The organism is Chroococcidiopsis sp. CCNUC1, assembly GCF_023546805.1.
In the GTDB taxonomy this organism is placed as follows: Bacteria; Cyanobacteriota; Cyanobacteriia; order Cyanobacteriales; family Chroococcidiopsidaceae; genus Chroococcidiopsis; species Chroococcidiopsis thermalis.
On record NZ_CP097480.1, the window covers coordinates 3,949,278 to 3,973,642 of the forward strand.

At 45.5% G+C, this 24,365-nt stretch carries 18 protein-coding genes and 2 pseudogenes; 7 read left to right on the plus strand and 13 right to left on the minus strand.

Translation table 11 applies throughout. The features are described from left to right. Nucleotides 1-43: 43 nt before the first annotated feature. The 6 genes from M5J74_RS18380 to M5J74_RS18405 all read right to left on the minus strand — a co-directional run bounded on the left by M5J74_RS18380 (nt 44) and on the right by M5J74_RS18405 (nt 9,061). Nucleotides 44-1,033 carry a glycosyltransferase gene (locus M5J74_RS18380; RefSeq protein ID WP_250012692.1) on the minus strand — a complete coding sequence of 330 codons (990 nt, stop codon included), beginning with the start codon at nt 1,031-1,033 and terminating at the stop codon, nt 44-46. Nucleotides 1,034-1,527: 494 nt separating this feature from the next. Next, entirely contained in the window at nt 1,528-2,544 is a 1,017-nt protein-coding gene (locus tag M5J74_RS18385) for a methyltransferase domain-containing protein (protein WP_371933973.1), read from the minus strand. A gap of 20 nt (nt 2,545-2,564) precedes the next feature. Continuing rightward, nucleotides 2,565-4,088, minus strand: a complete 1,524-nt coding sequence (locus tag M5J74_RS18390; protein ID WP_250012694.1) for an O-antigen ligase — start codon at nt 4,086-4,088, stop codon at nt 2,565-2,567. A 24-nt stretch (nt 4,089-4,112) separates the two neighbouring features. Next, entirely contained in the window at nt 4,113-6,251 is a 2,139-nt protein-coding gene (locus tag M5J74_RS18395; protein ID WP_250012695.1) for a polysaccharide biosynthesis tyrosine autokinase, read from the minus strand. 38 nt (nt 6,252-6,289) lie between these two features. Next, nucleotides 6,290-7,492 (minus strand): glycosyltransferase family 4 protein, encoded by a 1,203-nt coding sequence (locus M5J74_RS18400; protein WP_015155528.1) that lies wholly within the window; start codon nt 7,490-7,492, stop codon nt 6,290-6,292. 339 nt (nt 7,493-7,831) lie between these two features. Continuing rightward, nucleotides 7,832-9,061 (minus strand): glycosyltransferase family 4 protein, encoded by a 1,230-nt coding sequence (locus M5J74_RS18405; protein WP_106217432.1) that lies wholly within the window; start codon nt 9,059-9,061, stop codon nt 7,832-7,834. Nucleotides 9,062-9,686: 625 nt separating this feature from the next. Between M5J74_RS18405 and M5J74_RS33515 the strand changes: the two are divergent. Further along, nucleotides 9,687-11,281: pseudogene (locus M5J74_RS33515) on the plus strand (dolichyl-phosphate-mannose--protein mannosyltransferase). 91 nt (nt 11,282-11,372) lie between these two features. Here M5J74_RS33515 and M5J74_RS32805 read toward each other — a convergent pair. Next, nucleotides 11,373-11,495, minus strand: coding sequence for a hypothetical protein (locus M5J74_RS32805; protein ID WP_256498434.1), 123 nt, complete (start codon nt 11,493-11,495; stop codon nt 11,373-11,375). Between the two features lie 97 nt (nt 11,496-11,592). On the opposite strand from M5J74_RS32805, the pseudogene M5J74_RS33520 reads away from it, so the two are divergent. Further along, a pseudogene (locus M5J74_RS33520) lies at nt 11,593-12,287 on the plus strand (DJ-1/PfpI family protein). 65 nt (nt 12,288-12,352) lie between these two features. Here the strand turns inward: M5J74_RS33520 and trmB are convergent. The 5 genes from trmB to M5J74_RS18450 all read right to left on the minus strand — a co-directional run bounded on the left by trmB (nt 12,353) and on the right by M5J74_RS18450 (nt 19,107). Continuing rightward, entirely contained in the window at nt 12,353-12,982 is a 630-nt protein-coding gene (gene trmB, locus M5J74_RS18430) for a tRNA (guanosine(46)-N7)-methyltransferase TrmB (protein ID WP_250012699.1), read from the minus strand. A gap of 207 nt (nt 12,983-13,189) precedes the next feature. Continuing rightward, nucleotides 13,190-14,398 carry an FIST N-terminal domain-containing protein gene (locus tag M5J74_RS18435; RefSeq protein WP_041463243.1) on the minus strand — a complete coding sequence of 403 codons (1,209 nt, stop codon included), beginning with the start codon at nt 14,396-14,398 and terminating at the stop codon, nt 13,190-13,192. 238 nt (nt 14,399-14,636) lie between these two features. Beyond that, the gene (locus M5J74_RS18440) at nt 14,637-16,268 is read right to left on the minus strand and encodes a glycosyltransferase family 39 protein (RefSeq protein WP_250012700.1); all 1,632 of its coding nucleotides are present in this window, start codon (nt 16,266-16,268) and stop codon (nt 14,637-14,639) included. Nucleotides 16,269-16,407: 139 nt separating this feature from the next. Beyond that, the gene (locus M5J74_RS18445; protein WP_015155535.1) at nt 16,408-18,213 is read right to left on the minus strand and encodes a glycosyltransferase family 39 protein; all 1,806 of its coding nucleotides are present in this window, start codon (nt 18,211-18,213) and stop codon (nt 16,408-16,410) included. A gap of 279 nt (nt 18,214-18,492) precedes the next feature. Next, nucleotides 18,493-19,107, minus strand: coding sequence for a hypothetical protein (locus M5J74_RS18450; RefSeq protein WP_106216538.1), 615 nt, complete (start codon nt 19,105-19,107; stop codon nt 18,493-18,495). A 210-nt stretch (nt 19,108-19,317) separates the two neighbouring features. Between M5J74_RS18450 and M5J74_RS18455 the strand changes: the two genes are divergently transcribed. From M5J74_RS18455 to M5J74_RS18470, 4 genes are all read left to right on the plus strand, one after another. Next, the gene (locus tag M5J74_RS18455; protein ID WP_015155537.1) at nt 19,318-19,650 is read left to right on the plus strand and encodes a DUF565 domain-containing protein; all 333 of its coding nucleotides are present in this window, start codon (nt 19,318-19,320) and stop codon (nt 19,648-19,650) included. A gap of 106 nt (nt 19,651-19,756) precedes the next feature. Continuing rightward, nucleotides 19,757-20,680, plus strand: a complete 924-nt coding sequence (locus M5J74_RS18460) for a glycerate kinase (protein ID WP_015155538.1) — start codon at nt 19,757-19,759, stop codon at nt 20,678-20,680. A 4-nt stretch (nt 20,681-20,684) separates the two neighbouring features. After that, nucleotides 20,685-21,056: a hypothetical protein gene (locus tag M5J74_RS18465; RefSeq protein ID WP_015155539.1), complete on the plus strand. Its 372-nt coding sequence runs from the start codon at nt 20,685-20,687 to the stop codon at nt 21,054-21,056. Between the two features lie 506 nt (nt 21,057-21,562). Next, nucleotides 21,563-22,186 carry a Uma2 family endonuclease gene (locus M5J74_RS18470; protein ID WP_250012701.1) on the plus strand — a complete coding sequence of 208 codons (624 nt, stop codon included), beginning with the start codon at nt 21,563-21,565 and terminating at the stop codon, nt 22,184-22,186. A gap of 114 nt (nt 22,187-22,300) precedes the next feature. On the opposite strand, the gene M5J74_RS18475 is transcribed toward M5J74_RS18470, so the two are convergent. Then, entirely contained in the window at nt 22,301-23,722 is a 1,422-nt protein-coding gene (locus tag M5J74_RS18475; protein ID WP_250012702.1) for a YdiU family protein, read from the minus strand. Between the two features lie 292 nt (nt 23,723-24,014). Here M5J74_RS18475 and M5J74_RS18480 point away from each other — a divergent pair, with 292 nt between their 5' ends. Next, on the plus strand, nt 24,015-24,236 hold the full coding sequence (locus M5J74_RS18480; protein WP_015155543.1) for a Calvin cycle protein CP12: 222 nt from the start codon (nt 24,015-24,017) through the stop codon (nt 24,234-24,236). Nucleotides 24,237-24,365 lie beyond the last annotated feature (129 nt).

Below are 24,365 nucleotides of genomic sequence, written 5' to 3' on the forward strand. Positions count from 1 at the left end.
ATTGAGGACTCGAACTACTTGAAGCATAAGTTACAAGCAACACTTAACCCGTACTGAGAGGAAGTGAAAGCCGATTTCTGAGGTTTGAGATTCGCCGCCGCAGAGCATGAAATATTGCCAAGAGACGATTGTAGCCATCAGCACCGCACCAGCGCACGATCGCAATTGCTACACTCAGGCGAACGTACTCTTTAGAGTACCGCAGTTGAGGGGAATAGGCGATCGCGGTGGTACGAAATTGAATCGCTTGTTTGTAATCCTTGGTTTGAGTTTGCAGGCATTTCCAAGCAAGGGTTAAGTTTACCAAGCCATAACAACGGTCTTTTAAATCTTGTAGTTCTGGCAATTTAGATTGAAATGCTTTGTCCAGCACTGTATAAAAACATTTCTCCACCCGCTGCCAGTTTTTGGACATGCTGTTCGAGTACTGGCGATAGTACACTAAAGGTTCCTCGATCGCCCCAAAATTATAGCGAGCGGCAATTCGCAAACACATATCCCAGTCGCCAACGTGGGATAAGGTCGTGTCGAATACCCCTACAGTTTCAAAACAGCAACGGCGCATCATAAACGAACTGCCAGATTCCGTAATATTGCGCTGTACGAGTTGCTGCCACACGTCACCCCGATCGCGATTGGCAAAGATTCTGCCCGTAGGTCTACCTTCGGGATCGATCAATGCTGTCCAAGTATACACTAAGCCGACTTCTGGATGTTCGTCCAAATAGCGGACTTGTTTAGCTAACTTGGTTGGATGCCACAAGTCATCTGCGTCGAGGAATGCTATGTATTCTCCTTGCGCCAGAGCAATACCTGTATTGCGTGCGGCACAAGTACCTTGATTGGCTTGAGTCATGAATTGGACGCGCCGGTCTTGGATTTGACTGCCCCATGCAGAAGTATTATCCGAACTACCATCATCAATAATTAAGACTTCAAAATCAGTAAACGTCTGTCTCAGCACGCTGTCCAGAGTTGCTGGTAAATAGGTGATGGAATTGTAGGCTGGAATAATGACTGAAACTTTAGGCATATTGTTAAATTTCAACTTGGGAAATTATGTTTCTTAAACTAGAGTATTTCTTTTCAGTTCGTCTAGATATCGGAAATACATAATAGCCAATTGAAATCATTTTTTGACTTGATGCGATCGCTTCGATCTTCATGACAAGAAACAGCGATCGGGCAACATCTCTTCACAGATGAACAAGTCTTGATACAAGCACGAGCTTGTCATTCATTGACTTGTCTTTATCTCACTTTCTACGATAAATCGGTATATTGCTATGCAGATATAGCGGTTTCAAATGATTTGTAAAGTAGGCTTCTAGCCTGCCGCAGGCTAGAAGCGTTCATGAATCAAATAGGATTGCTATATTAGTTAATAATTGGGCTTTGAAATGTATCGAGATAGAGTGCGATCGATCGCATTAAATTGCGATAGCGGCAAATTCAGGGAAAGATTCTGCTTTGCAGCTATCTTTGGTTTCTATCAGGTAAAATATACCATTGTATGGTAAAGCTCTTTTAAAAAGAGCTAGCTTGAGCGCCTTTATATTGAGCCAGCAATTCTCGATCTGAAACAGTGCGATCGCTTTTCGTACCGAGAAAATAGAAACCAGATGCCGCATCATACGTTCCGGCGCGGTCAATTAAGAGGTAGTCGAAATACTTCAACCAAAAACTAGTTAGCCTTGCTACTGTCTTTACTAAAGCTCTAGCAGCGGATGACTTGACAAAGCTCAACAGAAAATACTGATAGCTCCAAGCGAGTGCCATTCCCGTACCGCAAACTGGACCGCTGGCGATTTCGGCGAAATTTCTAAATAAACGCTGATGTCCCAAGTGGGTAAAGCGAGTAAAATCATATCTCCCCAAGTGGACTTGCTGCATGAAAGGAGTCTCGGAATAAACAACTCCTTCTGGTTTGAGAACGCGATGCACCTCTGCGACGCACTGATAAGGATCGACGACGTGTTCGAGGACGGCTTGAATGACAACTCCATCGAAAGAATTGTCTGCAAAAGGTAGGCTGTGAGCGTCGCAGATAATTGAGACATCCGCGCCAAAAGCAACATCTGTTTCTACAAGTTCTAAGTCAGGAGCAGAATACAGGGGTTCCATTCCTTGACCTCTGATGCTACTACCAACAACTAAAACTTTTGGACGGGAATGGCGTTGCTGAAGTAGGGCAACAAATTTTTGATAGTTTTGCTTGCCTTTAAGATTTAAATGAATGCTGGGAATTAAATTAATGAGTTGTCTTTCCCATAAAGGTTTTGGTTTGAGAGTTGAATTGTCTATATCGAGATAATCGTCGATCGCAAACACGCTTGCCTCATCGTCAATCAATATGGGGATGCCATTCACGATCGGAAAACAAGCCTGACATAGAGTGTTCGTACATTTGAGCTGAGACTCGTCCAATTCTAATTGAGCGGAACAAACTGGACAACACAACAATTGTTGTGTTTCCTCAGATAGACGCAGGGACGAAGGAGTACTGTCAGCAGTTGATAAGGAAATGGGAGATTGTGTTTTCACGGATTCATTTGGAATGAGGATTAATTTTTCACTTCGATAGCAGTCTCCATCGTCAACAGCATGGCGCGATCGCCTGCACTGCGATCCTTCCGCTCTTGCCAGTTCCAGCCTGCTATGCCCATTACAGTCCACCAGTAAAAGTAAAAAGCCGTACCGCTCCAAACATTATCCGTTGCCATACCCAAGGACGTTGCAATCAGTAGGGCTAACAAACTCCAGCAGAAATTCCAGCGATCGCTACCTTTAGGAGCTTGTCGCAGCAGTTGGAGCAGTCGGATCGCCTGTGCCACCAAGAGTGCCACAAACGTTACCAAACCGATAATACCTCCTTCTACTAAAGCGCGAATGTAGTCGTTGTGCGGTACTAAATTATACGGACTCAAGTAAACGCCAGTACCAAGTCCGTAGCCAAACCAAGGTTCGTACAGCCATGCGCGTAAAAGATAATACCACTGGGCAATCCGCCAGTTAAAACTGTTGTAGTCGGAAAACGACATAACGATCGCCCGCGAAACGTCGATATCTGGGTTCAGCAGTGGTGTATTGGCAATTCCATCCAGGCGGCTGCGTCCGTAATCCGTACTGGCAAATAGAACTATAACCAACAGCAGTAACATGATGCCACCAAGGGCATTATAAAATTTCAACCTGGGGGCGATCGCAATTCCTAGAGCCGTCACGAGCATGACTAAACCAAAAATTGCCCCAGTACCGACGTAGAGATTTGCCATTAAAAATAAGAGAATCAACCACATCCAGCGTGGTTTGCTTCCCCGTAACAGTTGCCAGAAAGCCAAACAAATAAAAAGTAGTAAATAAAGTACGAAATTATTCGGATGGGCAAACGTGCTGTTGATCCGCGTGCCTGAGACCACCTCCGCTGGCACAAACTGACTAACAATCGCTGGCTTTTTCAATGCCAGGATAGATGGTAGCCAGAAATTAGCATATTTCTGCAACATGCCGACAATTATTGGGGGAATTAACGAGAAAAATAGCAGCGCGATAATCTTTTGCGGCGCAACTCTATCTTTCATTTGCATGACTAATAGATAGACCATTGCCCACGAGAATAAGCGCGTCCACTCTCTGACGTTATCTGCTAGGTAGGGCGAGGCATCGAGTCCCAAGCCTCCCAAGATGCAGAGCACGGGCCACAAACCTTGCAGCATCACCCACGCCAACAAAAACCACCAAAACCAATCTGTCTGTATGGTGCGTCGTTCTAAAAACGCAGCGGCGACGTAGAGTAATGTTAAAGCCGCTAGTCCTAGCGCAAATAATGCCGGAATTTGCTGCGCCGAGAAGATATCCAGCGAACTGCGAAGAATTAACAGGGCGATCGCCGTGCGTTCAAAATCAGCAAAGAAGTTGATAATAATCGCAAAAGCGATCGCCCCAGCAAATAGATAAACAGGCTGAGCAGCTACCAGGATGCCCGCAGCTAGCCCTACCAAGACACCCGCCACTCCGATCCAAAAAGAGACCTGTGAAGCAGGCAGGTAGCTGGTGGCTAACCTTCTGATTTCATTTCTCACGTTCATAACACCTGGTTTTAGCAGCTAGTTCTAGGAAACATTAGTCAGAGTCTTGTAGCTTTGGAAAGCATAACGGTAGTACTTGTCAATTTGAGGATCGATCCCATTGACGGCAACTCCCAAGATCTCGACTCGTTTCGCCCTGAGTTCTGCCACTGCTTGCGTGAAGATATCCCTTTGCGTAAAGCTCGGACGGGCAACTAGGAGTAGTTTTTCGCCGTTGCCGCACAAGCTCACGGCATCGACGCAACTCGTCACGGGGGGAGTATCTATGACGATCAGGTCGTATTGACTCGCAGCAGCGGCGATAACTTGCTGAATCTGCTTGGATTCAAATAATTCCGAAGGATGGCTGCGAGGTCTGCCACTGCATAGAACTTTTAATTTGTCAATACCCGTAGTTTGAACGGCTTCTGCCAAAGCTAGCTTACCCTGTGCCACTTCTGCAAGACCTGGTTTGGCAGCAAGTTTAAAAAGTTTGTGTTGTGTCGGACAACGTAAGTCGGCATCAATGAGTAAGGTGCGGCGCGATAGGGTGGCGGCGACTGCGGCAAGGTAGGAAGACACTAAAGATTTGCCTTCACCAGACAGAGCGCTGCTGACGACGATAACTTTAATATCCTCGTTGGCAGCAAATTCTGAGGATCTCAGCAGGCTGCGATAGGATTCTAGAATCGCTGGCTCTTGCATCAAAGCATCAGCGTATTCTTTGCCCCTGACTTCTGGTGAGATCACAGGCAGCACCCCCATGATGGGAACTTCGACTAGACTGCTTGCTTCTGTAGCATTGCGTAGCGTGCCGTCGAGTCCTTCTTGTAACAGCACAGTCCCGAGGGCTAGCGTACCTCCAGCGACGGTGGCAAGTACCAAAACGATCGCGGGATTGGGCCAAGTCGGTAATCTGGGCGGCTCGGCAAGGTCAACCGGACGCAGGTTGCTGACTTTTTGCGCTTCGGCAATCCGTGCTTCTTCTAACTTGCGCTGCAAAAACTCTAAGGAGGTGACTGCTTCTTGGCGTTGCCGTACCAAGGCGGCTAATCCTTGTTCGCGGATTGGCAGTTGGTTGAGGCGTTCTTGCAGGGTAGCGCGATCGCGACGAATTGCTGCAAGTCTACCTTCTAATGCTGAAGCCTCAACCTCTCCAGTAATTAATTGCGTGGCAAGATCTTGGCTTAACTTGTCAGTAGCGGCGTTGGGAGTACTAGCCGCTGGGTTGCCTGTTTCGCTACCGATTTTTTGCTGATAGAGGGCGCGGGCTGCATCCCGTTCTTCGATTAAATTCAGCAGTGGTGGGCTGTCGGCTTTATATTTCGATTGAGCGCTAGCAACTTTTGCCTCCAACTCTACTAATTGCGTGCGTAGTGCTTGCAGTTGCTCGTTCTGCCCGCTGCGGACGGTGGCATAGGTATTTTTTAAGGTGCTGCTATCTGTCACCTGTTCTAGCGAACTATTGCGTGCCTTAACTTCTTGCAGTTGGGCAAGCGTGGTGCGTTCCTGTTCTTCTATCTGGGCTAGACTTTCGACTATACTCGTCGTCTGGGCGTTGTCCCGTCCTTGGTCGTCGGCGATCGAGACAATTCCCTGCGATTGCTTGTACTGCGATAGCGTTGCTTCTACTTGGGCAAGCTGGGCGCGTTTTTTCGGAACTTCTACTGCTAAGAATTGCCGTGCCGAGCCAGCCTCGCGCCGAATCACTGCCGTATCCTCGTTAATCATGGCTTCTGTTAAAGCATTGAGCAGTTTAGCCGCGATTAAGGGGTCTTTGTTGCTGTATTTAATTTCCAGAATGCTAGTTGCAGGAACGGTTTTAACTTTTAACTGTTTTCTGAGTTCTTCTACCGTTGGTGGTTCTGCGTTACTATTGCGATTATTTGCCGTATACGCTTCGTAAATTGCTTGACGTAAAACTTTTTGGGAAAGGGCGAGTTCCGCTTGGGTTGCGACTGGGTTGGAGTCAAGTCGGGCTGATTCTTGAGTCAAATCGCGTCCTGTTTCTCCAGCTAGGCTCAATTGTTTGCCATCAAGCATCAGCCGCGCTTCTGCTTCGTAAGTCCTGGGGGCAAATATAAGATAGACCAGCGCACCAAGCATCACTGAGATGAAGGTGGCTAAAGCGGGCAAGCGCCGCCGATAAAAAATTGTCGGTAAAAGCGCGTATTTCTGTTCCATCACAACACCTTCATCTATCAGCCTGTTGGTTAACGTGGTTAGCGACTTATTTTTTCTGAAGCTTGAACGGGAGGGGTAGTAGCCAGTTGCTTGGCAACACTGGGGCGGATTGTTGTTGTCTGATTCAGTGTTTTGTACACGTTCAGAGTTTCAGTAGTAATATCATCCCAGTTATGGTGCTGCTGAACGTATTTTTGCGCTCGATTTGCCATTGCAGCCAGTGCTTCGGGATGGGCGATCGCTCGCTCTAAAGTCTGGGTGCAATCTGTTACGTCGCCAGCCCCGAACAGCAATCCCCGATCTTGAGCAATTAATTGCTGGTGGGCGGGAATATCGCTGGCGACGACTGGTACGCCTTCTTGCATGGCTTCTAGCATGGCTAGGGGTAGTCCTTCCAAATCGGAAGGGAGAGTAAAACATCCCGCCCCACGCACGATTTCTGCTAGTTTTTGCCCCCGGAGTTCTCCTGTAAAGACAATGTTAGGGTTGTTATTAGCGAGTTCTGATAACTCGGTGGCAAAGGCATTAGTATCGCTTGTCCCGCCGACGAGAACGAGTTTCCAGTCACGCGGCTTTAGCTTTTGAAAAGCTTGAATTAGCAAATCTGGACGCTTTTCCGGTACGAGTCTGCCGACATAGGTAATGTATTTGCCTGGAGTCAGTCCTAAGGAAGTACCGTAGGCAAAACTACCATCTGTAGGAGCGTATCTAGCGGGTCCGTTAGGGATGTAAACCGTGTCGCGATTGTATGTCTGTTTGAAATAGGTGCGCAGTTCGTCAGAGACGACGACAATTCCATCTGCAAATCGTGCTGCGGCTCGTTCGCCTGCATGTAAGATGCGGCTGGAGATTTTACCCCACTTTGCCCGCTGCCAATCTAAGCCCTGACAGGTGACAACGACTTTGGCAGTGGAGGCAAATTTTGGCAACCAGCTAAATACCGAGGGTCCGAGAGCGTGGAAATGAATGATGTCGTATTGACTGCCGCTTGCCGCGATCGCCCCTAGTAGGGAAGTGAAAAAGGCATCTGCTCCTCTTAGCTGCAAACAGGGCAAGGAAATAACTCTCACCCCTTTGTATTTATACTGTTCCAGCCAGGAAGAACCTAGATAAGAGGAGCGGGCAAACAGGTCTACGGAATGATTGCGTTCCACCATACGGGGATACATTTCCTGGCAGTAATGTTCGATACCACCCTGGTTGGCGGGCAATCCTTTAGCACCAATAACGGCTATTCTCATGCAAAGTGTGTCTGTTAAATCTACGTGTGTTTGGGTATACCAGTCGTCTCTAGATTGGCTTAGAAGACTAGCTGGCTTGTTGCATTCAATTTGTCGATCTTTTTTGTCCTTACTCGTTCCAATGAGTCAATTGTTGAATCTTGAGCTTTCCCTTAGAAACTATGGGCGAGGCAAATTTTGTTGGCTAGTATAAGAGTGGACTCCTGAGATTTACGTGTGTTTGGGAGCCTAGCGGTCTTTAGATTGGCATCGGAGACCGCTTCTTTTGCCACAGGTGCGGCAAGTTGATTCGGGTCGTATCTTATCCCTGTCATACTTCCTCATCCATAGGTTGACCAGCTAGACATAACTTGTAGACACACCAGATGCTAACTGACGCTGTTCCCAGCGCACCCACATATTTTGATACACATCACTGACAATTTGACGCACCCCGTATGGTGCAGCAGCCCGCACGCAAGCTTCGATTGTATAATTTTTATCTCGTGAAAGGATCTGACTTATGGCAGAGGCGATCGCTTCTGGCGTGCGTTCTTGACAAACGATCCCGCTACCTGAACTCAGTAATTTAGGTGTTTCTCCACAATCTGTAGTGACTACTGGCGTACCGCAAGCTAATGCTTCTAACGCTACTAGCGGCAAGCCTTCGTAAGCACTCGTTAATACAAAGGCGCTACAAACTTGTTGTAGCTTTGCGAGTTCGGTTGGTGGAACCGCGCCTAAAAGAGTCACTTGCTGAGATAGATCTAATCGAGCAATCTCTGCTTTTACTATCTCAGCTAGTTCTCCCGCACCTGCAATTAGGAGGTGTACGTTTGGCTGCTGCATGGCAAACAGCGATCGCACCAACAAAACGGGATCTTTTTGCGGGTGCAAGCGTCCGGCAAATAATAAAAAACGAGTCTCCGCCGATTTGCCCATCCGCGCTGCTAAGGCGCGTCTTCCTTCCTCGCGTTGCTCGGGAGAAAGCGGGTAAAATACTCCATTATCTACCGGATTTTTGATGTATTTAATTCGTTCGCTTAGATTAGCATAACGTTGTTGATAAAGCTTGACTGATTCCGTATTACACGATAAGATTTCGGCGAATTGCTTTATTAATAGTCCTTCTAGCGCAAAATAGCCTGCCGGAAAATATCGCCATAAGATTGCCTTCTTATTATCCTTGGCAGTCATTTGCTGGCGAATATCGTTGTGAATAAAAAGAGTCTTATCTCCCTGCCAATTAAGCGAGGCTAGCGTTGGTTCGATTCGATGAAAGTGCATGAAATCTGAAGCGAAGTCATGCTGCAATAACGCTACGGTATATTTCACCGTGGTCGGCAGCAAACCCCTTACATCATCATTCTCCACGGTCAGCAAGGGGAAAAACTGGATCGCCCTTCCCTCCAGCTCTGCTTCTTGCCACTTTCTAGAAGAGAAATTAGCTCGGTCTGAAGTTCCTACAACTCTGACATCAAACTCGCTAGCAGCATATTTGATAAAGTATCGAATGACGGTTTGAATGCCTCCTATGCTGGGAAACCAGGGATTAAACTGATAAAAAATGGTTAAAACTGGTTTTCGCATTCTAGTTTGCTTCAGAAACTGAATTTTTCGTCTATTTTACTTGGCGTTATAAAATTTATACTAATTTAATACATTAGGTCAAGTTAAGAACGTCACCTACTCGATCGGCAGTCGTTATTTTTCGCTCTGCTGCAATCTCTCTACCATGTCTTTTGCCTTACGGCTAACTTTGCCACTACGAAACATGACAGAATTTTGAAGGCTTCTCAGCCTAAATGAGCTTTAACAACAACAGATAGTCTAGTCTTCTCCAGCGAGAGATTTTTTCTGGAAACAGAGCATCTAACAGTTTTGGGGTTACGTGCTTTCGTGTTTGAGGGCGAACAGGTTGAAGACTGAAATTAACAATATTTTTAGTTCATGTAGATTTATACTAGATTTGCCATACCAGAAGCAATCCATGATTGATTAATATATTTAAACTAATAACCGCTACTGCTGGCAAAAGTACTTGTATAGCTTATGTCTAGCTAAAAGATGGGCTGCATTAAATAGTCTGAATCAAGTGAAAAACTAGCAAAAGTGAGTACAATCGCCTTGGGAGTGGCTCCATTGCACGGTTAGGTCGTTAAGATAGAAGACTGATTTTAGCATGTGCTAACTCTTTTGAGTTGAGTGACATCATATGCCCTCTACTAGAAAGTTTCCGCGTCCTCCCTGGTTGGCGATCGCTATGGTTGCAGTGTTTGCATTCAGCGCTGGCTTGCGGTTTTGGCAATTGAGTCGATTCAATACACTAGTCTTTGATGAAGTGTATTATGCAAAATTTGCGAACAACTATCTGACGCAAACGCAATTTTTTAACGCCCATCCACCACTGAGTCAATACATTATCGCGATCGCAATGTGGTTGGGCGGACACATGCCGATCGACCGAGACATAGTGAACGGACTGACGGGTTCTTTGCATTCTCCTTGGAGTTATCGCTGGCTGAATGCCTTAACAGGCTCGTTTGTGCCGCTAGTTGTGGGGGGAATTGCCTATCAGTTGAGCGATCGCCGCAGTTATGCTGTAATTGCAGCCATCTTCGCCGCCGCCGATGGGTTATTTCTCGTCGAATCTCGCTACGCCTTGAACAATATATATTTAGTCATCTTAGGGCTACTTGGGCATTGGTTTTTGTTAATAGCATTGAAAGCACCTAAAAAAAAGCGCTACTTGTGGCTTACCCTAGCTGGAATAGGTTTCGGTGCATCCGCTGCAATTAAATGGAACGGCTTAGGTTTTTTATTAGGAGCATATTTGTTGTGGATTGTAGCTTGGATTGTCAAACGGACAAGGGAGCAGGGAGTAGGGAGCAGGGAGCAGGGAGTAGGGAGGGACAAGGGGGACAAGGGGGACAAGGGGACAAGGGGGACAAGGGGGACAAGGGGGACAAGGGGGACAAGGGGGACAAGGGAGCAACTACCAATTACCAATTACCAATTACCAACTACCAACTACTAACTACTAACTACCAATTACCAACTCTCCTAGAAATAGCTTTTTACCTAGCAATCATCCCTGTTGCCATTTACAGTATCAGTTGGATTCCTCACCTCATGCTCAATCCCACACCTAACTTTTGGGAAATGCAGCGCGAGATCTTGTTCTATCACCAACGCATCGGTAGTAGTGCAGACGTGCATCCATATTGTTCTCGCTGGTACACCTGGTTGTTGATGTTGCGTCCGGTTGCCTATTTTTACAAAACTACCATTTCTCTTGACGAATCAGTACCAGTCGTGGGACCACCTCTACCAGAAGCGAGCGCAAAAGTCATCTACGACGTACACGCAATGGGAAATCCGATCTTGTGGTGGTTCTCCGCTGTTGCAATTTTGTATGCTGTTTGGGTAGTTGCTAAAAGCGCGATTGCGTTTGCAACTGTTAATTCTGCTACATCACAAAATCCTAGAATTCAAAATTTTGGAATTCAAAATACTGGAATTTATTTGTTCTTCACCCTGAATTGGTTAGCCAATTTATTACCGTGGATGCGGGTGACGCGCTGTACGTTTTTGTACCACTACATGGGTGCTTCGGTGTTTGCCGTGCTAGCCTTGGCTTGGATCGTCGATCGATGGTTGCGCAGTTATCACAGAAACCTACGGCTGTTAGGCGTAACGGCAATATTTTTGATTCTTCTGGCTTTTGTCTTTTGGATGCCGCTTTATTTAGGTCTACCGCTGTCTCCTGAAGGTTATCGCTGGCGGATGTGGTTGCCGTCTTGGGTTTAATCGAACGGTCTTCTATCTGCAATCCTATGCCGCTTAACAAAAGTATCTGAGACACCTTGGATATCGCAATTGGCTATGCGGTTCTCTCGATCTAGAAAGTAAATCCCCCAGCTTTGTATCCCGAAGTACGTGCCGACACCATCCATGAACCTGCATCGCAATTCTCGTTCGGTTGATGCAGTAGCGATCGCCTAGAACGAAGAGAACTAACCATAATCGTGCTAAAAGTGTACCCACTTGAGGACTTCCCAGGATTGGAGCCTCTGCCTACAATCGTTTCACGATCGGAAATTTCAGGCAATAGTGAAAATATGACCCTACTACAATTCGGCTTTTTGATTTATCCTGGCGTTATTCAACTCGACGTGACGGGAGCTTACCAAGTTCTGGCATTTCCGCCCAATACGCAAGTACATTTAATTTGGAAAACGCTAGATCCAATCGTCAGTAATGAAGGACTAACCCTGATTCCAACCACAACACTGATAGATTGTCCACCCCTTGACGCGATCTGTGTCCCTGGTGGTGGGATGGGACAAGTTGAAATAATGAGAGATCCTGAAATTCTAAATTTCCTGAAACAGCAGGGTACGACAGCCCAATATGTGACTAGTATATGCACGGGGTCGATGATTTTAGCAGCAGCTGGTTTATTGCAAGGCTATAAAGCAACCTGTCATTGGGCATTTCGAGAGCAACTGGCAATGCTGGGGTTGAAGTTGTTCCTCAACGGGTGCAGATCGATCGCAATCGAGTGACGGGGGCTGGTGTCACATCAGGAATCGATCTTGGTTTAACTCTGCTAGGCTTACTCTGTGGGGAAGATATGGCGAAGATGACTCAACTGATGCTGGAGTACAGTCCCGAACCGCCTTTTAATGCAGGTACGCCAGAAACAGCAGGTGAAAGAGTGTCACAATCTTTGATGCAGTTTGGCAAACCTCTGCTAGAAGCATTCCTAGCTCAAACTAAAGAAACAGCAGCTCACATGGAACTGAAAAGCTGATTCCCAGCGATCGCGCAACAGCTAACCTCCAGGTTACTCTTCCCACCAAGAACATAGCAGGATGACTAACTTCTGAGAAATACAGTCCGATAAACCGGTTCTCCACGCGACAGAGTAGACTGTTCCCTTTCCGTAGCTACGGGTAAAGGGTTTTCTGACAACCAATTTTCACTCTGGATTTGAAACACAGAACAGGCGAGAAAGCGATCGCGCATTTCTACTGCGATCGCTTCAACATCTGATTGTAAAAATACGATTCCCCCAGGAATGAGATATTTGGCGATTTCTTCTACCAACTCCGGTTGTACGACTCGCCGTTTAGCATGGCGATTTTTAAACCAAGGATCGGGAAACTGAATCGTGACGCGCTGCAATACTCCCTCTGGTAAAGAACTGAGGATAGGTAATAGCGAATTATTCACATTACAAAATAGGTAATGCAAATTGGTCAATCCCAATTCATCCCGCCACTTATTCGCCTCATCTACTAACGGTTCCCGAATTTCCAGTCCGAGAAAATTCCAACTAGACTCTAGCTGCGCCATCCTTAACACAAAACGTCCCTTCCCGCAACCTATATCTAGATGTAGCGGTTGGGTAGGCAGAACAAATATCTTATCCCACTCTGGCGGACTGACCGGAGTTTGATACTTGTTAGCTAACGGATTAACGTGCTGACGAACGCGAATAACCACTAGTTTAGGGAGCAGTGAGCAGGGAGCAGGGAGCAGAGGGGCAGAGGGAGCAGAGGAGGACAAGGGGGACAAGGAAGCAGAGGGGCAGAGGGGCAGAGGGAGCAGAGGAGATCGAATAACTAACTGGTCACTGGTCACTGGTCAGGAGTCACTGTCGCCCCACACCCTTTCTTTACCGATAACTGATAACTGATAACTGATAACTGGTTACTGTTCCCTACATATAGCAAAAACAGAGGTATACCCGTGCAGAAAGGTACTATTGCCGACAGGACCGATTTCACCGTTGCAGAAAAAGCCACCCAAGGGTAGACCTGGTAAGTATTGGCGGAATAATTGCGAATCGAAATTAGCTTTACCATAAAGTCCTTCACCTCTGCCCAGACAGGAGAACATCAGCGCTCCAGCCGCAGCAGGAGAAGATTGAGTTTGAATTTGATAGCGTTGCAACAAATATTCTAAATCTTCAGCTGAGGTATTGGCATCGCGCAGATGAAACTGAATGCGCTGTCCTGGACGAATGCGATCGCCAATCGCAATTGCGCCAAACTTCGGGTCTACTCCTAGTAAGTTACGGATGAGAAAGTCCCCCTGTTCTAAATCTTGCTTGAATTCGTCTCGCGCTACACCAATGAATAAGGAATTTTGTGCCAACTCGCGATCGTCTTCGCTTAAGTCTTCCAATATATCTCGCAACACTGTCAAGGGGGGTTGAGCTTCTAGTTCTAAGACGATATTGCGATCGCAAGCGCCGATCTGATAAGGTTTGCCAATCGGACGACAACCTTGCGCCACAATAGTTTCCAACACGACATTTCCGCTTAAAGCAACACCGACTGCTCCTTCACGGTAGACTTTATCGTTGAAAAACAAATTGATTCGACCACCCATTTGACTACTGCTGGCAAGTCCGCCAACAGTCACCGAACCAGGATAAGCAAAGTCTAGTCCTGCAAGTAAATCGTTGATTTGAGATGAAAATGGTTCAGCTAGTAAAATGAATTGCGGTGTAGGAGATGCAGGAACGCCCAAAAGCTCCTCCCAGGTATTAGGAGAGCTATCTAAGTCAGGCAATTCCTCTGAGACGATATGAAACGGCGTGACTTGCACGCCAGGAAGATGTGCTAACGTCAAGCTCAGGGCTGGTAAATCTTCTATTTCTTGGGTTTGTTTTTGCCCATCCATCCCAATAATTCCACCACCGCTACAGCCAATTAGCACTGGGATGGATATGCGTTCTTTCAGCAAAGGTAGCAGGCGGGGATATTCGCTGGTAAAAGCCGACGAAATAAAGACTATGCCTAAATCTATTGGTGCTTGTAAAGCAGAAGTTGCCACTTCCACAACTTCCGCCACCGCAGCCTCTAAAGAAGGGCGAGTTGATAGGGCGTTTGCCCACTGCATTTTATCTGCCATGAGTTCTACCATCCCTTCTCGATCTAGATTTATGCATCATTTCATCTAAAATTATGGCAATCGATCTTCCTTAAAAGCATCTTACTTCAGTTATCAGTTATCAGTGGCTAGTGGCTAGTGGCTAGTGGATAGAATTGCTTCCTCTGCTGCCTCAGTTCCTCAGCTCCTCAGCCCCTCAGCTCCCCTGCTTCCTTGTCCCCCTTGTCCCCCTTCGCCCCCTGCCCTTCTGCTCCTCTACCTACTTGTTTCCATAGGGACGCGGATAGGGTTTAAGGAGATTTTTTGCCTGGTAGATGTGAAAAGTATCTATAGTTGCTCCGCCACGCTTGATGGGTACAGTGCCAATCTTTTCAATCGATTGGAAGTAGAGATTGTAGCGATCGAGAAATTTTTGGTCTTGGACGAAAAGATTGTTGGTGACGTACAAAGCATCTTTGCCAATCCATTCGTCAGGCTTTGACCAAAATGCAAATCCCCGCAAATCGCGATCGAAGGTTGTCATCGGTGTTGGCGCGAGAGGAGCCAAAGCCATCCCTATTTGTCCGGCGAGATAATAACGATTGGTAAACACAAAGCTGGAATTTTGTAAAGCAGAGAGTAAAACTGGTGATGTGGCAAATCCCTGTCTCAACTGCTGAATGTCGAATATTTGGATCGAAGGATCGTCCTCTGGAGGGACAAAGCCGCCAAATAAAGCATACTGACTTGGTTTTTGTAAGGTTCCAGTAGTTACGTGCAGCAATGCAAAGAGCAAGAGACTGCTCAATGTGATTCCCGTTCCCCACAGCCAGCGACGTACCCAGCGAGGATGGGCGATTTTCCAGGCTGTTGCTGCTTGCCCTAACAACAAAGTAGCTCCCCAAAATCCAGGTGTAGCCCAAGTTGGTAAGATTTGTTTGTATCCTCCCAACCAAGTAAAACCTAAAATTAGGGGTAAAGAAACCCAGAGAATGAATATTTCGCGATCGCTACCAGTTACTATTCCCCGTTCCCCGCTTCCGGTTCTCTTAAACTTCGATCGAGGTAACTTTGCCAATATATTTCTAAAAAATATCTTTAAGCTAACCCACCACAAAGGAAGTCCTAATGTGGGAAATAAATAGCCAATTCCAGACAAGAAAGTGACAAATAAATCTAAAAAATTGTATCCTCCCGAGGGAATTCCTCGTCGTGATTGAAAGCGGAAAGAAACCCATTCATGCTGGCTATTCCAAATTAAGATGGGAGAAATTGTTAAGCAAAATAATCCTAGTCCAAACAGAGTCCAAGGAGAATATAAGGCAGAACGATAGCGGGAACGAGTCAAACAAAAGCCAACTAATCCTAGTCCTAAAATAAACCCGTGATATTTGCTTAGGCAGGCTAAACCAACAAGTAAGCCCAGAATTGCCAAACGATAGCTGGGCTGGTATCTTTTAGGTCGATCTTTTTCTTGTTTGTTAGGAAAAAATTCCCAGCTAGCGCAGTATAGGCTAGCCGTCCAAAAAAAGATTAAAGGACTATCAGGCAAAGTTAAAACACCAAAACCGATTTGAAAAATGGGGACGAGAGAGGCGATCGCCAGGGCAAATATTCCGGCTGAAGGTGAAAATAATCTTGTCCCAGTTAAATAGAGTAAAAATAGAGAGCCTGTATGTAAGATTAAGGCTCCTAACCGAATGGTAAATTGAGATACTTCCCCTGTTAACCAACAACCAAAACCCGTCATCAGAGCCACTAAAGGCGGATGATCGAAATAGCTTAAATCTAAATTTAACGTGTAGAGAAAGTAATAAGCTTCGTCAAAACCAGGATAAAGCAAAATTGCAATGGTTATCCTAAATATCAGTCCTCCAATTAATAAAGCTGCTACTTTTTGGTCATTTGTCATTTATCAGTTATCAGTTATCAGTTATCAGTTGTCAGTGGAGAGTGACTAGTGGCTAGTGGTAAATAGGGGGTAGAGTATTTTTGCTTCCTCAGCTCCCTCAGCTCTCTTCTCTCCCTTGTCTCCCTTGTCCTCTTGCCTCTTACCTAACTCGAAGTAATTGATAGATTCCAGCCTGACTAATTGGTTCGGATTGCTGGGGTGTCAAGCCTGTTTTAGCTAGAGCTTTACTGGGGGCAATTAATAACACTGACTTAGTATCCGACTGTCGATCGCCCAGAATTTGCCGAATCTTGCGCGAAGTGCGGGACGATCGCAGAACGTATGTAACGGGGTGTTGGGTATAAAATACTAAACTGGGTTTGGGAAATCCCTTAGACAGCATAACTAATTCTTCCCCAGGCTGGCGAACTTGGGTAACAGCTTGGGCTAATTGACGTAGAGGAAGTTGTCGTTCGAGATCGACTAAATGAGAGAAGGGGAATGCTACAAAAATCAAAAAAGCAACAAATCCAATTAAGTTGACTCCCCAGAGGCGATGATGCTGGCGTTTAAGTACTAGAATTAAACACGCGATCGCGCTGCTTAACCAAATCGCCGCCCCCATAATTGGTAAAGTCGCCTGTTGTATGCGTGCGCCAATATTGGGCATAGAAGGATCGTCTTCTAACCAGTTGGGGCTGTAATAGCAGGCAAATGCGAGGACAATTAAGAAAATTAGGTTGGCAATGCAACTGAGTTTAAATCCCCACCCAGGACGGCGAAAACTTTGCGTTTGAGCAATGCGATCGCTCCACCATAAAGCCACAATAATGCTAGCCGCAGGCATCAACGGCAAGGTATAGCTGAAATATTTCGTTGCCGCAACGGTAAAAAAGCCCAACACTCCCACAAACCAGAATACGGCAAATAAGCCGAGGTGGTGCGATCGCGGTCGATCTTGCCAGTGCTGGCGCTGTAAAGGCTGAATGCGGGCGATCGCCACTGGTAAATAAATCGACCAAGGAGCAAAACCTAATAAAACAACAATAAAGTGAAAATACCAAGGTCCCTGGTGTTCGTTGACGACGCTGGTAAATCGCTCGAAATTGTGAACGCCAAAGAAAGAATCAATATAAGCTTCACCATTTGCCAACGTGACGAGAATATACCAAGGTACGGTAATGGCTAACACCAGCGCCATCCCGCGCAACCAGGACATTTCTCGCAACACTTCTCTAACTTTGCCTAGATAAACCAAAAAGCTGAAGATAATCAATCCTGGCAAGACAATTCCCACTGGTCCCTTAGTTAAAATCGCTAAGGCAATCAGAATGTAAAAAGTGAGATACCATCGCGATCGCACCTTTGGCAATTCTGTTTGAGCGTAACCCAGAAAAAAAGCAAACAGTCCGCCGCCAAAACAAGCGCTCAATAACATATCTGAGTAGCCCAAGCGCCCGAAGAAAAAAGTCAAGGGATGAAGGGCGAGCATAGTTGCCCCTAAACCCGCCGTCAGCCATAATTGACTCGGACTAGAGAGCCGATTTTTCACTGGCAGAAATTCTTTTTTTGCCCTGGCTGCAATGCCATAACGCTTCAGGACGTAAAAACAAAAACTAACTAAACACAATCCCGCGATCGCTGAAGGAAGTCGCGCCGCCCATTCGTTGACTCCTAAAGCGTGAAAGGCGATCGCGATCGACCAATATATCAGAGGTGGTTTATCAAATCGCGTCTCGCCATTGAAATAGGGCGTGATCCAATCTCCCGTCACTGTCATTTGGCGGGCAGCTTCTACAAACAAAGGTTCTGTCTCATCCAGCAGCCCGTTGCTACCCAAGCGCCAGAAAAAAGCCATTCCTCCTAGTAGCAACAGCCAGATAATAGCCAACAGCCAAGCTAAGGCTGTCCGATCCGATCTGTTTTGCAGCCAATGGTCGAGGCTGCGAGCCAAACTCAGTTTCATGCGATCGCGCAGTCAAACGACTCGTATGAGTGGTCGTGTTTAATTGTAGTAGGGAGTGGGGTGACAGTGACCAGTGACCAGTGACCAGTGACCAGTGACCAGTGACCAGTGACCAGTGACCAGTAAATAGGGTGTGGGGTGTGGATAATGGGTAATTGGTAGTTGGTAGTTGGTTAAAAAGTGGTACGTGGTGCGTGGTGCATGGTAGTTTTGCTCCCCTGCTCCCTCAGCTCCCTCAGCTCCCTCAGCTCCCTCAGCTCTCTTATCCCGACTCCCGATTTAAGGCTGTAAAACTAATTGCCACTCAGAAGTTTGCCGATCTAAAACTGGTGCTGGTGTCTCGCCTACGATATATGGACCCCAATAACGACGCGATCCATCTTCGGCGAAAGCGACAATCACATCTCCTTTTTTCAGTTTCAGGCTGCCTTGAGGTAGGGATAAGATTAATCCTTGGCTGCTACCTTCTCCAGGTGCAAAGTCCCAGTGGATGGGTTCGCTGTATTTATCCTTGCTAGCTGTAGAACTCGTTTCAGGCTGTTTTGTCAGTAGTGCGACGCGCAAAGGTTGCTCGCTTTGGTTGCTAACGCGCAAAGCCCCAGGAACCGGTGCTGCGGTTGGTGCTTGTGGAGTAGACTGAGCTATAGTTGTTGGTTCTGGCGATCGCTCTGATGGGGTAGAGGCGGGTGAAACAATGGCAGTACTGTTAGTTACGTCAGTTTCATCTGGGGAATTTATCGCTGATTTCCCTGGCAAGACTGCTGTATCCGATCCCATTGGTTCGACAGTAATCGAGACTTGAAACCACAGCAGTAATATTCCTACCAATCCCAATACACCCAATACAGAAGCAATAATTACCGCAGGATAAGATCCGGGAGATTTGGCGTTCATATTGTCTACAGATAAAGATAATTCTTGAAATTAACGTGCGGTTTGGTGACTGAGCGGGATGCTATTTTTATTAACTGGTTACTGTAAAACTGGTAACTGTTGCGATCGCTCCCTATTACTATTGAAACAGGCTTAAAGCTGGTATGTAATACGGCGAAGGAAATATTAGCTCAAATTTTGTTGTGTCATAGTTAGCACCAATTTCAACAAATGCAAAATACTCGAATTAACGGGCTTTTAGGGGCAATTGCGGCAGCAACACAGCGCTGGTTTTTCAATCCTTGGCGGCGCTTATCTGTTTTAATAGTCAGCTTGCTATTTGGCTTTTTCCTCGGTTCTGCTTTCTCCACCATAGCCGGACAAGCGGCTGATTGGGATATCATCGGCGCTGGGGTTTTGGTTGCTGGCAGCGAAATTATCGATCGCATCTACTACAACCGTATCTGGCAAGCAAGGCGCGGGTTGTGGCTTGAAGCACTAAACGCGCTCAAAATTGGTTTAACTTATAGTTTGTTTCTAGAAGCGTTTAAGCTAGGGTCTTGAATCAGTGACCAGTGACTAGTGACTAGTGGCTAGTGGTTAGTGGAACCAGTGACTAGAAAAGAGTCTAGCCACTCACCATCAACCATCAACCATCAACCAATGACCAATGACCAATGACCAATCGCAGCTTTTACGCTCTTTTTACCCGACTTTCGAGCATTTTTGTCAAAACACCCTTCACAAACCACCACAGCAGTTAGAGGAGACGCTACGGGGTTTGTGGCTACCCTTGGCTATGCAGATAGCCTCCTACCGTCAGGCGCAGTCACGTACTTTAATTCAAGGTATTTTGGGCGGACAAGGGACGGGGAAGACGACTCTAGCAAAAATCCTTAGTCTAATTTTAGGACATTTGGGTTATCGAACTCTGAATTTATCCCTTGATGATTTGTACAAGACTTATAGCGATCGCCTAGCTTTACAACAGCAAGACCCGCGTTTCATTTGGCGAGGTCCACCAGGAACTCACGATATTCAATTAGGTTTGCAGGTTTTGGATCGATTGCGCCAATCCGAGCCCCATTCACCCATTGAAATTCCCCGTTTTGATAAATCAGCTTGGCATGGTGCGGGCGATCGCGGTACGCCTGAAATTGTGAATGGTGCTGATATTGTTTTATTTGAAGGTTGGTTTGTAGGAGTTCGACCGATCGATCCGAGCAATTTCGATCGTCCACCGCCGCCGATTAATACTTACGAAGATCGGCAATTCGCGATCTATATGAATACTCGATTGCAAGAGTATTTACCTTTATGGGACAAACTAGACCGATTAATAATTCTTTACCCAGTTGATTATCGTCTCAGCCAACAGTGGCGTAAAGATGCCGAACATCAAATGATAGCAACAGGTAAAACAGGAATGACAGATTTACAAATCGAGCAATTTGTAGAATATTTTTGGAAATCGCTTCACCCAGATTTATTTATTAAACCTCTAATTCAAGACTCCCAGCGAGTAGATTTAGTGATAGAAATTAATTGCGATCGGTCTATTGGCAAGATTTATCGTCCAGGTCATCCGAGTTAATTCAATGGTGTTAATTGCTATGAACGAGAAATTAATTACACATCTGCTGAAAAAATGTTGGTCGCGAGAATCAAGCTCTCTCTATACTCAAGACAATCCTGCAAAAGGACAATGTAGCGTGACTGCTCTTGTTATTCAAGATTGCTATGGTGGTCAATTACTTAAAACTAGAGTTGGTGAAAGCTGGCATTTCTATAACTACATAAATAGGATGCGCTACGATCTTACAGCAGAGCAATTTGGTTTACCGATAGAGTATTTAGATTTAGCTGCAACTAGAGAAGAAGCTTTTGATGATACGAATGTAGTGCAGTATAATTACTTGTTAAATGCATTTCAGCAGCGTCTTACAAAGCAGACACAGAGAAGAAAATAAGTGAATTAGGCGGATGAAAAAAACTCGATCGGAATAAAGAGTTTCTGTTATGACTGCCAAAAACCAATCGACATAAAAGTAGGACAAGCAGTAGTTAACCTCTGTCTTAGATGGTTTACTTCATCTACTTGTTCATTTTGTGGGGCAGCAGTAGAATCAGACGATACCGGTTTTCCACCAGATGAAATCTGACAGAGTATTTTATCCGAACAAGGTGAGTGGATTCTCGTAATCGAGAAATTAGAGGTCAGTAAAGTCAAAGCAATCAAAATATTACGTCAAGCTCTGAATCTATCAATTGTAGAAGTAAAAAAAATGTTAGAAAACTATTCTAATATCCTCATAAAGGGGACTCTAATTGAGATGCAATGGTTAAAAGAGATTTTAGCAAACGAAGGAATACAAGCTACAATAATCAAACAAAAATAGAATACTGAAAATTTGCCATCACATCTCTAACTAAAAATGTTACGATCAAATATAAAAATCCAGTAGTAGATAAACTCGTGTCTACCTTTCTTTCATCTAGCGTCCTAAACTTCGAGCAACCTCCGATCGTGCCAACTGAACCAGTATGGCGCTTCAGTGTCGAGCAATATCATCAAATGATTCATCTTGGCATTTTAACTAAGGACGATCCTGTGGAATTATTAGAAGGGTGGATAGTCCGAAAAATGCCAAAAAACCCCTTACACCGCGCGACAACAAAACTAACTCGCAACGCCCTAGAACAGATTGTACCGGAGGGGTGGTATGTAGATGCACAAGAACCTATTACTCTGGATGACAGCGAACCTGAGCCTGATGTCGTAGTTGTTAAAGGTAATACTCGCGATTATCTCGATCGCCATCCAGGTGCAAAAGATGTAGCATTAGTTATAGAAGTTGCAGACTCTACTTTAGAGCGCGATCGCAATTCTAAAAACCGCCTTTATGCGCGTGCAGGCATTTTATTTTACTGGCTTGTTAATCTTCCCGAACAAAAAGTAGAAGTTTATACACAGCCTACAACCTCAACAATAAAACCAACATATCAACAACGCCAAGACTACAGCTTATCTGACGAAATAGTTGTTTTCATTGAAGGATTAGAAGTCGGTCGTATTACTGTACGCGATAGAATTCCATAAAATATTAGAAATCTCTTTGTGTCTTTACTTTGCGTCTTTGCGCGGACACTTTCCTCAACGGGGGATACCCCCGCACGTAAGTGTCCTTGTCTTTGCGCGACACAAAAAAAGACCTTACTGCCCTCCTTGAATCTGCCTTACCAAATCGTAAAAAGGCTGCCAATCATCCTCATTTATAATCGCCTCCCAAACCGATTCTATAACTGGTCTTAGCAAAGCAACATTAGGATTAACTTCTTGCAATCTCCGAGAAACATTATCCATCTCTTCCCGAGAAAGTTGACCTAAAACCTGATGATAAAGTCTTCGCCATTCATCCCAGTAATCTAGCGGTAAAACATCTAACAAAAACAGAATTGAATTCACCTCCTCGCGCCAACTAGGCGAAAAGCTTTCAGTCAATTGAATAAAGAAATGATGGTAAGAAATCTGAGTCTCTTTAAGCAAACTCACCGTCAATTGCAACAACCGATCTAATTCAGATGAATTTGTCGCAACCAACCCCAACTTTTGTAGCATCAAACTTCGATAGGCGATCGCATAACATTCATCAAATTTTGCTAATCCAGCTTCCAGATCGTTCGCATCAATAACCGCTTTTAACGGCTTCTGAAGCATTGCCAAATTCCACTGACAAATATTTGGCTGTTGTCCGTAACAATAACGCCCTGAATAGTCAAAATAAGCCGCAGTAAATAGCGGATCGTAAGTAGGAATGAAAGCATAGGGACCGTAATCAAAACTTTCACCCGTAATCGACATATTATCCGTATTCAAGACCCCATGACAAAATCCAGCCGCCATCCACTGAGCAGTTAATTCCGCCACTCGCTGGACTAGCTCGGCATAAAATAGGGCATAAGCATCAGATTTACCCCAAATGTGTGGATAGTAATATTCGATCGCGTGGTCTACAAGTTTCTTAATTAAATCTGCACGTTTGAGATAGTGCAAGCGTTCAAACGTCCCAAAACGAATGTGCGATCGGCTAAATCTTACCATTACCGAAGATCGCGTCGGGGAAGGTTCGTCACCGCGCCACAGTTGTTCCCCCGTCTCGACTAAACTGAAACAGCGAGAAGTCCGCACACCCATGTAATGCAAAGCTTCTGCTGCTAAAACTTCCCGCACCCCTCCCTTAAGAGTCAACCTACCATCGCCGCCACGGGAATAAGGAGTTGTGCCACTCCCTTTTGTGCCAAAATCGTAGAGTTCGCCGTCTACACCACGCACTTGACCGTAGAGAAAACCCCTCCCATCACCCAAAAACGGATTATATTCGCCAAACTGATAGCCGTGGTAGCGCAATGCTAGTAAAGGTTCTCGTCCTTGAAATTTACCAAAAGCCTCGATAAAATCTATATCCTTTACTGCTGCGGGATCTAGTCCAATTTGAGGTAACAGGCGATCGCTACGATAGCGCAAAATATGTTGCGGAAATTCGGCAGCGCTAACTTCATCAAAATAATCGTCGCCGAGAGATTCTAAAGCAGGTTCGTAGTCGAGGGACAGAAAAGGATTGGGTCTACTATTCATTACCAGCAGGTTTAATGAGCTGCATAGTCTATTGTTGCATCTAGACTTGTAGGTATTTCTTCCTTTTGTCCGATCTAAACGCAGAGGTTAGATTGTACGATCGGTGAAAGAATATGATTGTAGTTGCTTGTATTCAATGATAAGTGACTGCCCTGTTCGTTTGCTACAGCCAACTAGAGCGAGTTAAAGATCGCTTTACATCACAATCGCCGAAAAAACCTTTGACAATCGCTTTTGACAATTGCGAAGGTTTTCTATACTGAGAAGAGGAATACTGGACTACTTAATATCTATGAGCAACATCCAAGATCAAATCGAACAAGCAAGAGAGCAAGCCAGGCAAGCTTGTGAAACCAGCGGTGAAGATTCTGCTGATTGCGCAGTAGCTTGGGACACAGTAGAAGAATTACAAGCTGAGGCTTCCCACAAACGGCAGGTCAAGCCCAAAAATTCTCTAGAAATGTACTGCGATGAAAATCCTGATGCTGCTGAATGCCGCGTTTACGACGAATAAAGTTCGAGTTAGCATTACCGAACATTAACTTAGATGGCAACAAGGATAACTTTTCTGTATCCTTTGTTGCTATTTTTCATTAAATCATTGGCACTTTGCGATTAGCAATTATTATTGTTATCGGTGGTT

Excerpts from the sequence above, each read along its gene's own strand:
- M5J74_RS18380 (WP_250012692.1), bottom strand. The coding sequence starts at position 1,033 with ATGCCTAAAGTTTCAGTCATTATTCCAGCCTACAATTCCATCACCTAT.
- M5J74_RS18390 (WP_250012694.1), bottom strand. The coding sequence starts at position 4,088 with ATGAACGTGAGAAATGAAATCAGAAGGTTAGCCACCAGCTACCTGCCT.
- M5J74_RS18395 (WP_250012695.1), bottom strand. The coding sequence starts at position 6,251 with ATGGAACAGAAATACGCGCTTTTACCGACAATTTTTTATCGGCGGCGC.
- M5J74_RS18400 (WP_015155528.1), bottom strand. The coding sequence starts at position 7,492 with ATGAGAATAGCCGTTATTGGTGCTAAAGGATTGCCCGCCAACCAGGGT.
- M5J74_RS18405 (WP_106217432.1), bottom strand. The coding sequence starts at position 9,061 with ATGCGAAAACCAGTTTTAACCATTTTTTATCAGTTTAATCCCTGGTTT.
- M5J74_RS32805 (WP_256498434.1), bottom strand. The coding sequence starts at position 11,495 with ATGGTTAGTTCTCTTCGTTCTAGGCGATCGCTACTGCATCAACCGAAC.
- M5J74_RS18435 (WP_041463243.1), bottom strand. The coding sequence starts at position 14,398 with ATGGCAGATAAAATGCAGTGGGCAAACGCCCTATCAACTCGCCCTTCT.
- M5J74_RS18440 (WP_250012700.1), bottom strand. The coding sequence starts at position 16,268 with ATGACAAATGACCAAAAAGTAGCAGCTTTATTAATTGGAGGACTGATA.
- M5J74_RS18445 (WP_015155535.1), bottom strand. The coding sequence starts at position 18,213 with ATGAAACTGAGTTTGGCTCGCAGCCTCGACCATTGGCTGCAAAACAGA.
- M5J74_RS18450 (WP_106216538.1), bottom strand. The coding sequence starts at position 19,107 with ATGAACGCCAAATCTCCCGGATCTTATCCTGCGGTAATTATTGCTTCT.
- M5J74_RS18455 (WP_015155537.1), top strand. The coding sequence starts at position 19,318 with ATGCAAAATACTCGAATTAACGGGCTTTTAGGGGCAATTGCGGCAGCA.
- M5J74_RS18460 (WP_015155538.1), top strand. The coding sequence starts at position 19,757 with ATGACCAATGACCAATCGCAGCTTTTACGCTCTTTTTACCCGACTTTC.
- M5J74_RS18465 (WP_015155539.1), top strand. The coding sequence starts at position 20,685 with ATGGTGTTAATTGCTATGAACGAGAAATTAATTACACATCTGCTGAAA.
- M5J74_RS18475 (WP_250012702.1), bottom strand. The coding sequence starts at position 23,722 with ATGAATAGTAGACCCAATCCTTTTCTGTCCCTCGACTACGAACCTGCT.
- M5J74_RS18480 (WP_015155543.1), top strand. The coding sequence starts at position 24,015 with ATGAGCAACATCCAAGATCAAATCGAACAAGCAAGAGAGCAAGCCAGG.